The following is a 13458-nucleotide window of genomic DNA, read 5'->3' on the forward strand; positions in this document are numbered from 1 at the left end:
CGCGCCGCGACAGGGACGGTCGCGGCGCGGGGCCGGGTCGTGCGGTGGATCAGGCGTCCGGATCAGGCGTCCTGGAACTCCCGCTTGAAGTCTTCCTTGGTCACTGACTCGGCGGGCGCGGTGGGCTCACACTTGCTCTTGCCCTTGGTGAACTTCGCCGTGGCATTGCCCTTGCCCTCCGACTTGACCATGAACGGGTAGGGCTTGCCTTTCTCCTGCACGTAGAGGGTGGTCGTCTCGCCCTCGTCGTCCTTCTTGCTGAGCGGGATCACCTTCGCGCCGTCGATCTTGACCGGCTCGCCCTTGATCACCCCGTCGGTGGAGCCGTCGAAGAAGTCGGTCATGTTGGCGAACGAGTCATCCTCGTCGACCAGGGTCTTCATGTACTTGCCGGCCAGCTTCCCAAGGACCTTGTCCAGGACGGCGGGCGGGACGCTCTCCCCCATCGACTTCTTCCAGAACGCCTCGTCGGCCTTCATGTACTGGTCCTTGCCGACGATGACCATCTCGACCGGGCTACCGTCGATGACCATCTTGCCCTGCACGTCCACACCGTTGCGGATGCACAGGTCCCACTCGATCTTGGTCTCCTCGTCCTGCCCGCCGCCGACCATCTTGTAGTCGGCGACCGACTTGAGCAGCTTCTGCGCCTCGTCGGCCAATACCTTGGCGTCGGTGCCGGCGTTCGACTTCTCCTCGGAGCCGCCACAGGCGGTCAGCCCGGCGAAGGCGAGGGCAACGACGGGAACGATCATGGCCATGCGTGAAGTGCGCACGAAACTCCTTTGATTCGGGGACTGGAGTTGCTTGCGTTGAGTATGGCTATGGCAAAGAACGCATGATCAACCGCCCCGATATTGATGGTTTCGCGGGGAAATGCCGACGGAAGGGCGCACCGGAATCGGCCGGCGGACCAACTAGTCGACCGTCATCCGTCCCTCCGGACGCGCGCTGCAACACCTGCGGAAGTCGCACCGGTCGCAGTGCGATCCCGTGCTCGGGGTGAAACGCTCACCGAGGATCCGGCCGGCCACGTCGGCGAGCAGGCCGCCCACCCACGTCCCGCCGTCCGGTCCGGGCAGCGGCGGGTCCTGGGCCAGCACCAGCGGCTGCTCGGCGTCGCCCTTGTCGGCCGAGCGCAACTGGATCAGCTCGGCACCGCCGGCGGCCGGCCGGCCGCCCTCGAAACCGGGCACCTCGTCGAGCGCGCCGGCCGCGACCGCGACCTGGTACACCGCGAGCTGCGGATGCTCCTCGACCTCGGTCCGCGTCGGCGGCCGGCGGCCGGTCTTGAAGTCCACCACGTAGGCGAGCCCGTCCTCGCCGCGCTCCACCCGGTCCATCGACCCCCGGATGAGCACCCGGTACTCGCCTGCGGTGAGCTCGACCTCGAAGCCGTGCTCGGTCGCCGCGACCACCCGGTGCCGCTCGTGGGTGTGCCAGGACAGGAACCGCTCCAGGGCGGTCCTGGCCTCGTCTTTCTGCTGCTCGGACTGCCACGGCGCTTCGAACGCCAACGCGTCCCAGACCCGATCCAGCCGGTCCATCAGCACCGGCAGCTCCGCCGAGGTGGCGCCCGTACCCACCTCGTCCGCGAGTGCGTGCACCACGTTGCCGAAGCCCAGCGCCGCCGAACGCGGCGAGTCCGCGTGCACCTCGCTGCCCAGGAACCAGCTCAGCGCGCAGTCGCGCACCTTGGCCACCGAGCTGCCGGACAGCCGCACCGCGCTGCCCGGATCCCGGATCGGCACCCCGGGGTCGGTCGGCTCCACCAGCCCCCACCACCGGTCCGGATGCGCGGCCGGCACCAGCGCATGCCCCTCGTCGTCGCGCAGATCCGCGAGCGCGGCCAACCGGCGCGCGGCGGCCCGGCGCAGCACGGCCGGTGCCAGCGGGTCCACGGCCGCCGAACGCAGCTCGGCCACCAGCGCGGAGGTGGACAGCGGACGCCTGGGCCGCTCCTTGACCTCCACCGGCGGCACGCCCAGCTCCTCCAGGAACCGCGAGGGCTGATCGCCGTCGTCGTAGCTGGAGTCGACCGCGGTCACCACCAGCCGCTCCTTCGCCCGGGTGACCGCGACGTAGAACAACCGCCGCTCCTCGGCCAACAGCGCACCGGGCGACAGCGGCTCGGCAAGACCGTCCGAACCGATCCGGTCCGCCTCCAGTAGCGAGCCGCGCCGGCGCAGGTCCGGCCACAGCCCCTCCTGCACCCCATGTACCACCACCAGGCGCCACTGCAGGCCCTTGGCCCGGTGTGCGGTCAACAACCGCACCGACTCGCCGCGCAGCGCGCTGTCGTCGAGCCGGTCGCCCGGGATCTGCTGGGCCTTGAGCTCGGCCAGGAAGTTCAGCGCGCCCCGGTGGCCGGCCCGCTCCTCGGCCTTGGCGGCCACCTCGAACAGCGCCACCACCGCATCCAGGTCGCGGTCCGCGTTGCGCCCGGCGGTACCGCCGCGCAACACCGCCCGTTCCAGCCGACCCGGCCACGGCGTGCCCTGCCACAACTCCCACAGCGCGTCCTCGGTGCCGCCGCCGCCCGCCAGCACCTCGCGCGCCTTGCGAATCAGCATGCCCAGGCGCAACGCCCCACCGCCGACCCGCTGTTCTATCCCGACCAACTGCCCGGGCTCGGCCAGCGCATCCCGGATCAGCTCGGCCGACGGCCGGGTGCCGGCCACCGCGGCACCCGACGCGGCCCGCTCCTCGGCCCGCAAAGCCCGCCCCAGCAGCCGCAGATCACCCGCGTCCAGACCGCCCAACGGGGACTGCAACAACGCGCGCGCGGTCTCCGCGTCCAGCACGCTCGGCTCCGCCGCCACGTGCAGCGCGGTCAACAGCGGCGACACCGCCTGCTCGGCCGCGATCGGCAACTCGTCGCCGGCGATCTCCAACGGCACCCCGGCGGCCGACAGTGCCCGCCGCAGGCCCGGGATCGAGCGCGCGCCGGAGCGCACCAGCACGGCCATCTGCCCCCACGGCACCCCGTCCTCCAAGTGCGCGCGGCGCAGGATGTCGGCGGTGTTGTCCAACTCGGCGCCGGGCGTGGGATACGTGTACACCTCGACCCGGCTCGGGTCCTCGGCGCCCGACACCGACGGGATCAGCTCGCGGTGCGCGCGTACCCGATCGCCGGGCAACCGGCTCAGCGGCATGCGCTGGGTGACCACTCGCGACGCGGCCAGCAACCCGGCCGGCGCCCGGCGCGAGGTGCGCAGCACGACGATGTCGGCCGGCTCGCCGTCGGCCCGCGGAAAGCGGTGCGGGAAGTCGAGAATGCCGTTCACATCGGCGCCGCGGAACGCGTAGATGGACTGGTCCGGGTCGCCCACCGCGATCAGGTCCCGACCGTCGCCGGCCAGCGCCGCCAGCAGCCGCACCTGCGCGGGGTCGGTGTCCTGGTACTCGTCGACGAACACCGCCTTGTAGCGCCCGCGCAACACCTGTGCGGTCTCCGGCCGTTCGGCGAGCAGCACCGCGCGGTGCACCAGTTCGGCGTAGTCGACCACGCCCTGCGCGTCGATCACGTCCAGGTACTCGGCGAGGAAGTCGGCCGCGGCCCGCCAGTCCCGACGCCCGGTGTCCTGGGCGAACCGGGCCAACGCGTCCGGATCGAGCCCGAGTTCACGGCTGCGGGCGATCACCGCGCGCACCTCGTCCGCGAACCCCCGGGTGCCCACCGCCGCGCGCAACTCGGCGGGCCAGCTCTGGCTGCCCTCCTCGACCCCGCCCGCGAGCAGCTCGCGGACGAACACGTCCTGCTCGGGACCGGTGAGCAGGCGCAGCGGGTAGCTGAACAACTCGGCCGGCTGATGCTCGCGCACCAGCGCGTAGCAAAACGAGTGGAACGTGGTCGCGGTCGGCACCGCCGCGGTCCGCGCCCCGGCGGCGCGCAGCCGCGCGGTCAGCCGGTCGCGCAGTTCGCCCGCCGCCTTGCGGCCGAAGGTCAGGACCAGGATCTCCTCCGGCCGGATCCCGCGCGCCACCCGCGCGGCGACCGCTTCCACGAGCACGGTGGTCTTGCCGGTACCGGGACCGGCCAGCACGAGCAGCGGCCCGCCTCGGTGCTCGACGACGGCACGCTGGTAGTCGTCGGGGATCACGGGCGCGGGCGGGGCCACGGGGGTACGCCGCAGGCGGTACGCCGGGGTCGGGGTGGTCATCTGGCCGAAAGTGCCTTCGGGTCGCCGTCGAATCCTGAGGTGTGCACGGGCCGGGCCGGCGCGAGCGGATCGCGGCCCCGGTCGCGGTGGGTCGGTCCGGGTGGGTCGGCCGCGCCCCGGTCGGCAGGGCGCGGCCGAAGCCCATCAGATCACACCCGGCGCGATCGCCCCGGAAGCACGCGAGAGCGCACTGTCGCACCAGGGCGCGACCACTGTGGCCCCGTCCGCCCCCGGCGGTCAGGAGATCGGTGGAAATTCCCGGTCGGCGGGCACCTCGTCGGGCTCCGGCACCCAGCGCGCCCGACCCATGTCCACCCGCTCACCGCCGGAACGCAGCGGCGTGCCTTCGGCCCGGTAGTGCCCGGGCGCGCGCACCGCGTGGCTGGACGGCAACGTGCCGTCCGCGCGTACCACCCGCCACCACGGCACCCCGCCGCCGAACAGCGCCATCACGCGGCCGACCTGTCGGGGGCCGCCTTCCTGGAGGGCCTCGGCGACGTCCCCATAGGCCATCACCCGCCCGGGCGGAATGCGCTCGACCAAGTCGAGAACCCGCTCGGCGAAGGGGTTAGGGTCACTCATCCGGACATGGTGACAGAGTCCTCGGACACGGGGCGGCGCGGGCCGAAGCCCTTTCGGCCGCACTTCGGCGCGGCCGGGCCCAATCCCGGGCGCGGGTCGTGGCACCATCGACGCGGTGGTGACGGGTGATACGAGAGCATGACGGAACGATCGCAACGGGTGCCCCCGGGGACGGGCGCGCCCTCGTAGTCGAGCCCTCACAACCGCTGCGTGTGCACCGATCGTCCGATTTGATCCGAGTCCTGCTCGGTGTACTCGCCCTCGGCGTGGTCTTCTTCCTGGCCAGCATCGCCCGACAGACCACCTCCGGCCTGGAGTCGGACATCGTCCGCGGCGCCCAGAACAGCACGCCGCACCTGCTGCTCAACCTCTCCGGCGGGGTGTTCGCCGTCGCGGTGCTCGTGGTGCCGGTGGCCTACGGGATCGAACGCCTGGTCAGCCGAGACGGGTTGCGAGTCGCCGACGGGGTGATCGCCGCCGCGGTGACCTACCTGGCCTCGCTCGGGCTGGACTGGTGGATCACCGGCCCCGGCCCCGAGGCGCTGCGCGACGCGCTGACCCGACCGCTGCCGCCGCCGCGGACCGGCTGGACCGACCCGGTACACGGCTACCTCGCGCCGATCGTGGCCTACGTCACCGCGGTCGGCCTGGTACGCCGACCCCGCTGGCAACTCGTGGTGTGGACGCTGCTGCTGCTGAACGCGGCCACCGTCCTGGTCGGCGGCTACACCACGCCCGTCGCGCTGCTCACCAGCGTGCTGTTCGGCCGCACCATCGCCTACGCGACGCTGTACGCGGTCGGCCTGCCCAACACCCGGCCGCCGGCCGAGTCGGTGGTCGCCGCACTGCGCCGGTTCGGCCTGGTGGCGCTGTCCTGCGTACGCACCGACGACGGCCCCGAGGAGACCCGCCGCTACGCGGTCCGGCTGGCCGACGAGCGGCTGCTGGACGTGACCGTGCTCGACCGCGATCAGCAGGCCTCCGGCGCGATCTACCGCTTCTACCGCCGACTCGTGCTGCGCGGGGTCACCCAGCGCCGCACCGTGTTGTCCACGCGCCGCGCGCTGGAGCAGGAGTCGCTGATGGCGTACGCGTGCGCCGATGCGGGAGTGCGTGCGCCGCGTTTGGTGGCCACCACCGAGGTCGGCCCGGACGCCGCGCTGCTCGCCTACGCGCACGTGCCCGGCCGTACCCTCGACACCCTCGACGACGACGAACTCACCGACGAACTCCTGGCTCGACTGTGGGAGCTGCTCGGCCTGCTCCAGGCGCATCGGCTCACCCATCGGCGGCTGGTGGCCGAGAGCATCATGGTGGACGGCACCGGCCAGCCGTGGCTGGTGGACCTGCGGGCCGGCGAGATCGCCTCGAGCGACCTGGCACTGCGGATCGACACCGCACAACTGCTCACCACCATCGCACTGCGGGTGGGCGAGGAACGCGCCGTGCACACGGCCGCGGAGGTGCTCGGCGCGGACACCGTCGCGGCCTGCCTGCCGCTGTTGCAAAAGGTCGCACTCAGCCGCAGCACCCGCTCGGTGCTGCGCAAGGACAAGAACCTGCTCTCCCGGATCCGTGAGCAGATCCTGGAGCTGCGCCCGCAGGCCGAGGTCGAGCCGGTCCGACTGGAGCGGGTCCGCGCCCGCACCCTGGTCACCGTGGTCGCCAGTGCGTTCGCGGGCTACTTCCTGCTGTCCCAGCTCAGCCACGTCAACCTGGGCGAGATCTTCAACAGCGCGAACTGGGGCTGGGCGGCGATCGGCCTGCTGGCGTCCTCGCTCAGCTACGTGTGTGCGGCGCTGATGTTGCTGGGCTTCGTCCCGGAACGGCTGTCGCTGTTTCGCACCACCATGGTCCAGCTCGCCGGTTCGTTCGTGAAGCTGGTCGCGCCACCGGCGGTCAGCGGTGTCGCGCTGAACACGCGTTATCTACAGAAGGCGGGCATCCCGCCCACCCTGGCCGCCGCGAGCGTGGGTGTGTCGCAGTTGGGCGGCCTGGTCTTCCACGTCGGCCTGCTGGCGTTCTTCGGGTACATCGCCGGCACCGCCGAGACACCGTCCTTCGCACCGTCCGGCGCGGTGATCGCGGGCCTGCTGATCCTGGCCCTGGTGAGCCTGTTGGTGATGGCCGTACCGCCGCTGCGGCGCTGGATCGTCAAGCAGTTGCGGCAGCTGTTCTCGGGCATCGTGCCGCGGCTGCTGGACGTGCTCCAGACGCCGACCAAGCTCGCGGCCGGGCTGGGTGGCACGGTGTTGCTCACGCTGTCCTTCATCCTGTGCCTGGACGCCAGCGTGCGCGCCTTCGGCGGCTCGGCCAACTTCGCCGCGATCGCGGTGGTCTTCCTGGCCGGCAACGCAATCGGCTCGGCCGCACCCACGCCGGGCGGCATCGGCGCGGTCGAGGCGGCCCTGATCGCGGGCCTGACCAGCACCGCGCGCCTGCCCTTCGAGACCGCGACGGCGGCCGTCCTGCTCTACCGCTTCCTGACCTTCTGGCTCCCGGTCCTGCCGGGCTGGCTCGCCTTCACCCACCTGCAACGCAAACAGGCGATCTGAGCGCCGTCCCGCGAGCCGAGGACGGCGCCATGCCCGCGGCCGAAAACGCCGAACGGGCCGAAGATCGGCCCGTTCGGCGTTTTTTGGACCTCGGCCGGAGGCCGGGCCGGTGCCCGGCCGTCCGGCCCCGAGGACCTAGTAGACCGGCTTCTCCGGCTCGATCTGGTTGACCCAGCCGATCACACCGCCACCAAGGTGCACGGAGTCCTTGAATCCCGCGCTCTTGAGCACGGCCAGCACCTCGGCCGAGCGCACACCCGTCTTGCAGTTGAGCACGATGCGCTTGTTCTGGGGCAGGTCCTCCAGGGCGCGGCCCATCAGGAACTCGTTCTTGGGGATCAGCCGCGAACCAGGGATCTTGACGATCTCGTACTCGCCCGGCTCGCGAACGTCGATCAGGTCGATGTTCTCGCCGGCATCCAGCCACTCCTTGAGCTGCCGCGGGGTGATGGTCGAACCGAGCGCGGCCTCCTGGGCCTCCTCGGACACCACACCGCAGAACGCCTCGTAGTCGATCAGCTCGGTGACCGTCGGGTTCTTGCCGCAGACCGCGCACTCGGGGTCCTTGCGGACCTTGACCGTGCGGTAGGTCATCTCCAGCGCGTCGTAGATCATCAGCCGGCCGACCAGCGGCTCGCCGATGCCCATCAGCAGCTTGATCGCCTCGTTGACCTGGATCGACCCGATCGACGCGCACAGCACGCCGAGCACGCCGCCCTCGGCGCACGAGGGGACCATCCCGGGCGGCGGGGGCTCCGGGTACAGGCAGCGGTAGCACGGGCCGTGCTCGGACCAGAACACGCTGGCCTGGCCGTCGAAGCGGTAGATCGAGCCCCACACGTACGGCTTGTTCAACAACACGCAGGCGTCGTTGACCAGGTAACGGGTGGCGAAGTTGTCCGTGCCGTCGACGATCAGGTCGTACTGCCCGAAGATCTCCATCACGTTGTCGGCCTCGAGCCGCTCTTCGTGCAGGACGACCCGGGTGTACGGGTTGATCTCCTTGACCGAGTCGCGTGCGGACTCCGCCTTGGATCGCCCGATGTCGCTTTGTCCGTGGATGATCTGGCGCTGCAGGTTGGACTCGTCCACGGTGTCGAACTCGACGATGCCGAGCGTGCCGACGCCGGCCGCGGCGAGGTACATCAACGCCGGTGATCCCAGGCCACCGGCGCCCACACAGAGCACCTTGGCGTTCTTCAGCCGCTTCTGCCCGTCCATCCCGACGTCGGGGATGATCAGGTGGCGCGAATAACGACGGACCTCGTCGACGGTCAGCTCGGTGGCCGGCTCGACCAGGGGTGGTAGCTGCGACACGGAAACTCCGATGGTCGGACTGTCTATCTCGGCTCTTTTCCTACCGCAACAGTGCCACGCTCGTCCCGATTCCCGGGCAGCGGGTCCGGTCCGTGAGATTCGCGCGCGAGAGCCACCGGGCGCCTTCGAGGCGGCCCGGAGGGTGGGCGATCGGGCTACTTGGTGAACTTGCCCGACGGGTACGGCCACGGGTTGGCCTCGCAGGTCTCGCCCTTCATCGCGCCCTCGCTCGCGACCCGGGTCTTGGTCTGCTGCATCATCACCGGAGCGAGCCCGGCCCCGATGCCGCCCGCGCCGCACGCCTTCTCGTGGTTGTGCCCGAGTCGGTGACCGACCTCGTGGTTGATCAGCATCTGTCGGTAGCCGACGATGTCGTCGCCGTAGGCGGTCGAACCCTGGGCCCAGCGCCAGGCGTTGATCATCACGTACGGGGTGCCGTACGCGTCGCACGAGACGTTGTCCGTGCTGGTGTCGCCCACGATCGGGCTGCACGCCTTGTGTACCGACTGCGGGCTGGCCAGCCGCACCACGAAGTCCGCCTTCGGCCCGTCGGTGCGCTCGAAGGTCAGCCCCCCGCTCGACCAACTGCGCTTGTCGTTCAGCGTCTTCTGCACGGTCGTCGCGAACAACTCGCCGTCCAGTTGCAGACCCTGTTCGATCTGGACCGCGTAGGTGTATTTGCGGCCGGGGCCGGGTGCGGCCTCCTTGCCGGACACGGTCTCGAAATTGCCGCTCAGGCCGAGCTTGGGGTCGAGCGGGAAGCGCAGGGTCAGCTGGTCGGTGGTGACCGGCGACGCGGGCGTCGGCAGCGGCAGCGAGGAGGCGCCGCCCGGGGTGACCGGGTCCCGATCCGCGCCGCGCGACGCGGCCTGGTCGGTGGGCCTGGTGGCACCGCCCGGTGTGGCCTGATCGTCGCCGGCCGCATGGCTGGAGGAGCTCTCGTCGGGCATCTGGAGCACGACCGCACCGGCGAGCACCGCACCGGTGACCACCGCGCCGCTCGCCGCGACCAGGGTGCGCCGCCCCTTGCGCGGTGCGGGCCGGTTGGCCTTCCGGCTCTGTGCGCGGCCCCTGGGCGGGATGCTCCCGGTGTCCGGCTCGAAGCCGTGCCCCGGCTCCTTGGCCGAGTACTCGGGGCCCAGGTGGTCGTCGGTCGCCTCGGTCGCGAACGAGAGCTGTTCCAGGTCGAGTTCGGGGGCCGACACGGCCCACGGCTCGGACTCCATCAGGTACTGCCCCGCCCCGGGACCGTTCGCCGGCTCCGGCTCGGCGGGCAGTTCGTACAGCGCGTCCGCGAGCGGATCCTGGACCGGCACCACCGCCGGATAGCCGCCCGAGGCGTCGTAGCCGTAGCCGACGAAGCTCTGTGGCTCGAACGTGGTGGTGTCGTAGGTCGGCGCGGCGGGCGCCTCGATGATCGCGTGCATCCCGCTGGGATAGCCGTCCGCGGCGTACAGGTCGTTCGCGGGGCTCGTCGCCGGGTAGCCGCCGGTGGCGTAGGCATCCGTGCCGAACGAACCGGTGACGAACGAGCCGGTGTGCAGGGCGCCCGCGCCGAAGGCGTCGACGCCGAACGTGTCGGTGCCCAGGGTGTCGGTGCGGAAGGTGTCCGGGACCTGGCCGACCGACCCGGGCTGCACGCCGTACGGCTCCAGCGGGTCGTCCCAGTGCGCGGGCTCGCCGGGCATCGTCCCGGGCACCGCCCAGGTGCCGGAACCGGCCTCGGGCGCGGGGTGCTCCCAGCCGTGCTGTTGCCCGCCGTCGTACCCGTAGCTCCCGGTGTGTTGCTGCGCGACCGGGTAACCGCCGTAGCCGGGGTCCGCGGGGTAGCCGTGGTAGCCGGTGTCCTGCTCGGGATAGCCGCCGCCGTACGAGGTGTCGGTCCATCCGCCGCCGTAGCCGTCCTCGTGGACCTGCCCGTACGCGACCTGTTGGGGCACCGCCGCGTAACTGCCGGAGAGCGCGTCGTCCGGCAGGCCCTCTCCGTCGTACTGCACGCTCGTCTGCGTTCCCGAGTGACGTCCCATGAGTCTGCGTTCACCCCACCACGTTCGACGGCGAGAGGGCCCCGTCGAGAAGTTCGCGGAAACCCCGGGCCACCACGCGGGGGTGTTCGAGCATGGCCACGTGCCCGGAGTCGGGCACCACCAGCAGTCGCGCGTCCGGGAAGGTCTCGGTCGCGCGCTTGGCCATACGCGGGTCGACCAGCTTGTCCCGGCGCCCGTAGACGAGCAGCGTCGACGCCCGCACGTCGGCCGCCTGCCGCCACAACGCCCGCTCGCCACGCTCCAGGTAGGCCCCGATGACCGACCGGGTCGAGTGCGAGAACGCGTCCATCATGTACGGGAGTTCGAGCCGACGCCGGTACTCGGCCGCGGCGTCGGCGAAGGCCTTCTCGCCGACCGCGTCCGGGCTCCCGTACATCATCGCGATCGAGATCCTGGTGCGATCCTCGGGCGTCATGTTGCGGCTGAGCCGCAGCAGCGCGCGGCCCACGCCGGGCACCCCGAGAACCACCGTCGGCAGCACCGACGAGCGCACCCGCAGGTCCGGCAGCGCGGGCGAGATCAGCGTCAGCGTGCGGACCAGGTCCGGCCGGCGGGAGGCGAGCCGAGTGGCGACCGCGCCGCCCATCGAATTGCCGAACAGGTGCACCGGGCCCCTGCGCAGCGACAGGATCGCCCCCTCGACCGCACGACAGTGCGCGGAGATCGAGTAGTCCCCGTTCCGCGGCGGCGGCGAGTGCCCGAAGCCGGGCAGGTCGATCATCTCCACGGAAAGATCCGACCGCAGTTCGGCGGCCAGTTCCGTCCAGTTCAGCGAGGAGCCGCCGAGTCCGTGGATCATCATCGCGGGCGGCAGGTCGAAATCGTGGAGTGCGTCGCGGCGCACCACGACCTCACTGCCTGTGGCGACTTCGACCGTACGCGCAGGCCAAGGCGTCACGTCGGCGTCGCTTGCGGGGCTGAGGGTCGTCACGGTGGGCAATATTACGAGACGATCACTGAGACGGAAGGGCGGATGCCTCGACCGGCTTCGTCGCACCGGGTGGTCTCGGCTCTTATGCCCTGGTTCATGACGTCACTGTAAACGCTTCCCACATCACGTTTCGACATCGATCCCCGAAGTGCTGCAGGGATTCGGGGGGATCATGGACTTGCGGGACACCGCATGGCAGCGGACCGCACGGGCAGGGAGGCCCTATGTACCGAATCGACGACACCCCCGAGTTCGAAGACGTCACCGTCGGTGACGCCGCAGTTTCCGACGACACGGCCCAAGACCCCGAGATTCCGGTGCCGGACGCGGTGGAACAACACACCGCGGTGGGAGCGGACGAGGCCGAGGGCGAACCGGTGTGGGAGTCGGTGCCCGACGGCGTGGATCCCGCGGACGCGACCGAGCAGCGCCGCGGGGTCGGGCACCCGGAGGACGACGACTATCGCTAGCACCGCCGCGGAAGCCGGTCCCAGGGCTCGCGGCGCCCTCGCGCGCACTCCCCACGCCCCCTTGCGGGGGTTGTCGCAAGCGCGGGATCCTGTTTCGTTGCGCCACAAAACTTACGCCCTGGGTTACCCGAAAGTAGGATGACGTGGTGGAGAAACTCGCCGGATCACCGAGACATCCGGTATCCGCGACACGTTGAGCGACACCTTGAGGAGCCCCGTGACAGCCATCCAGGATGCGGATCCCCGTCCTCGCGGTACCCGGCTGCCCCGGCTCGCGCGCAGGACGCAACTCCTCGGCGCCGCCCAGGAAGTCTTCGTCAAGCAGGGCTACCACGCGGCAGCGATGGACGACATCGCCGAATGCGCCGGGGTCAGCAAGCCCGTGCTGTACCAACACTTCCCCGGCAAGCTGGAGCTGTATCTGGCGCTGCTCGACCAGCACTGCGAGGCCCTGTTCGCGGCGGTGCAGCGGGCGCTGGAGTCGACGCACGACAACAAGTTCCGGGTGGCCGCCACGGTCGACGCCTACTTCGCCTTCGTGGACGACGACGGTGGTGCGTTCCGGTTGGTCTTCGAGTCCGACCTGACCAACGAGAGCGCCGTGCGCGAGCGCGTGGAGCGGGTCAGCGAGATGTGTGCCGAGGCGGTCAGCAAGATCATCGCCGAGGACACCGGGCTGGGCCAGGAGGAGTCGATGCTCCTGGCGATCGGTCTGACCGGCATGGCGCAGGTCACCGCGCGCTACTGGATCGCGCGCGGCGCGACCATCCCGCGCGACGCCGCCTCGCTGCTGGTCTCGTCGTTGTCCTGGCGCGGCATCTCCCGGTTCCCGCGCAAGGACGACCCGCCGCACTGACGGCTCGGACCTGTTCGGACCTGTTCGGACGGACCTGGGGCTACGGGCGCGGAGGCGATCTTGTTCCCGTCCGGCGTTCGCGTTGGGCGTACCTGTCATGGCGTTCGGTGACCTCGGCTCTCGACTAGCCTGCTGGGGTAGGTACGGCCCGCGGCTGTCGCGGCGCCGATCTCCAGAATTTCAAGGCCGGAGGGACAGCCGTGGAGATCAAGATCGGCGTACAGCACGCCGGGCGGGAGCTGGTGCTGGAGAGCACGGACAACCCGGAGGACGTCGAGCGGGCCATCGCCGACGCGCTGTCGGGCACGTCCAAGCTGCTGTCCCTGACGGACGAGAAGGGCCGCCGGGTGATCGTGCCCGCCGACCGACTCGCCTACGTCGAGATCGGCGAGTCGTCGGCGCGCAAGGTCGGCTTCGGCGCCAACGCCTGAGCAGCCGACGCCCGACCGACGGTGTCGGCAGCGGCACCAACAAACCCGAGGGTGGTGGGGGGGGGGCCCCCCGCCCGCCCCCCCCCCGGTGTGGAACAGTTATTT

Annotated in this window: 10 protein-coding genes; 4 read left to right on the forward strand and 6 right to left on the reverse strand. The window is 70.9% G+C overall.

The genetic code is table 11. From position 1 onward, the window contains the following. Nucleotides 1-62 precede the first annotated feature (62 nt). The 3 genes from ABZS54_RS38090 to ABZS54_RS38100 all read right to left on the reverse strand — a co-directional run bounded on the left by ABZS54_RS38090 (nt 63) and on the right by ABZS54_RS38100 (nt 4745). Complete coding sequence (locus ABZS54_RS38090; RefSeq protein ID WP_355546671.1) at nt 63-776, reverse strand: hypothetical protein; 714 nt, start codon at nt 774-776, stop codon at nt 63-65. Between the two features lie 141 nt (nt 777-917). Further along, nucleotides 918-4163: an ATP-dependent DNA helicase gene (locus ABZS54_RS38095; protein WP_355546673.1), complete on the reverse strand. Its 3246-nt coding sequence runs from the start codon at nt 4161-4163 to the stop codon at nt 918-920. Nucleotides 4164-4400: 237 nt separating this feature from the next. Next, entirely contained in the window at nt 4401-4745 is a 345-nt protein-coding gene (locus tag ABZS54_RS38100; protein WP_355546675.1) for an MGMT family protein, read from the reverse strand. 212 nt (nt 4746-4957) lie between these two features. On the opposite strand from ABZS54_RS38100, the gene ABZS54_RS38105 reads away from it, so the two are divergent. After that, a complete protein-coding gene (locus tag ABZS54_RS38105; protein WP_355546677.1) occupies nt 4958-7300 on the forward strand; it encodes a lysylphosphatidylglycerol synthase transmembrane domain-containing protein in 2343 nt (780 codons plus the stop codon). 135 nt (nt 7301-7435) lie between these two features. Here the strand turns inward: ABZS54_RS38105 and moeZ are convergent, their stop codons facing one another. The 3 genes from moeZ to ABZS54_RS38120 all read right to left on the reverse strand — a co-directional run bounded on the left by moeZ (nt 7436) and on the right by ABZS54_RS38120 (nt 11596). Then, nucleotides 7436-8617, reverse strand: coding sequence for an adenylyltransferase/sulfurtransferase MoeZ (gene moeZ, locus ABZS54_RS38110; RefSeq protein ID WP_355546679.1), 1182 nt, complete (start codon nt 8615-8617; stop codon nt 7436-7438). A gap of 155 nt (nt 8618-8772) precedes the next feature. Then, nucleotides 8773-10614 (reverse strand): DUF3152 domain-containing protein, encoded by a 1842-nt coding sequence (locus ABZS54_RS38115; protein ID WP_355546681.1) that lies wholly within the window; start codon nt 10612-10614, stop codon nt 8773-8775. A 40-nt stretch (nt 10615-10654) separates the two neighbouring features. Further along, nucleotides 10655-11596, reverse strand: a complete 942-nt coding sequence (locus tag ABZS54_RS38120) for an alpha/beta hydrolase (RefSeq protein WP_355546683.1) — start codon at nt 11594-11596, stop codon at nt 10655-10657. 224 nt (nt 11597-11820) lie between these two features. On the opposite strand from ABZS54_RS38120, the gene ABZS54_RS38125 reads away from it, so the two are divergent. From ABZS54_RS38125 to ABZS54_RS38135, 3 genes are all read left to right on the forward strand, one after another. Beyond that, nucleotides 11821-12066: a hypothetical protein gene (locus tag ABZS54_RS38125; RefSeq protein WP_355546685.1), complete on the forward strand. Its 246-nt coding sequence runs from the start codon at nt 11821-11823 to the stop codon at nt 12064-12066. A 217-nt stretch (nt 12067-12283) separates the two neighbouring features. Continuing rightward, on the forward strand, nt 12284-12922 hold the full coding sequence (locus tag ABZS54_RS38130) for a TetR/AcrR family transcriptional regulator (RefSeq protein WP_355546687.1): 639 nt from the start codon (nt 12284-12286) through the stop codon (nt 12920-12922). A 200-nt stretch (nt 12923-13122) separates the two neighbouring features. Continuing rightward, nucleotides 13123-13353 carry a DUF3107 domain-containing protein gene (locus ABZS54_RS38135; protein WP_020552594.1) on the forward strand — a complete coding sequence of 77 codons (231 nt, stop codon included), beginning with the start codon at nt 13123-13125 and terminating at the stop codon, nt 13351-13353. Nucleotides 13354-13458 lie beyond the last annotated feature (105 nt).

Origin of the sequence: Embleya sp. NPDC005575 (assembly GCF_040605455.1) — a bacterium.
Taxonomy (GTDB): domain Bacteria; phylum Actinomycetota; class Actinomycetes; order Streptomycetales; family Streptomycetaceae; genus Embleya.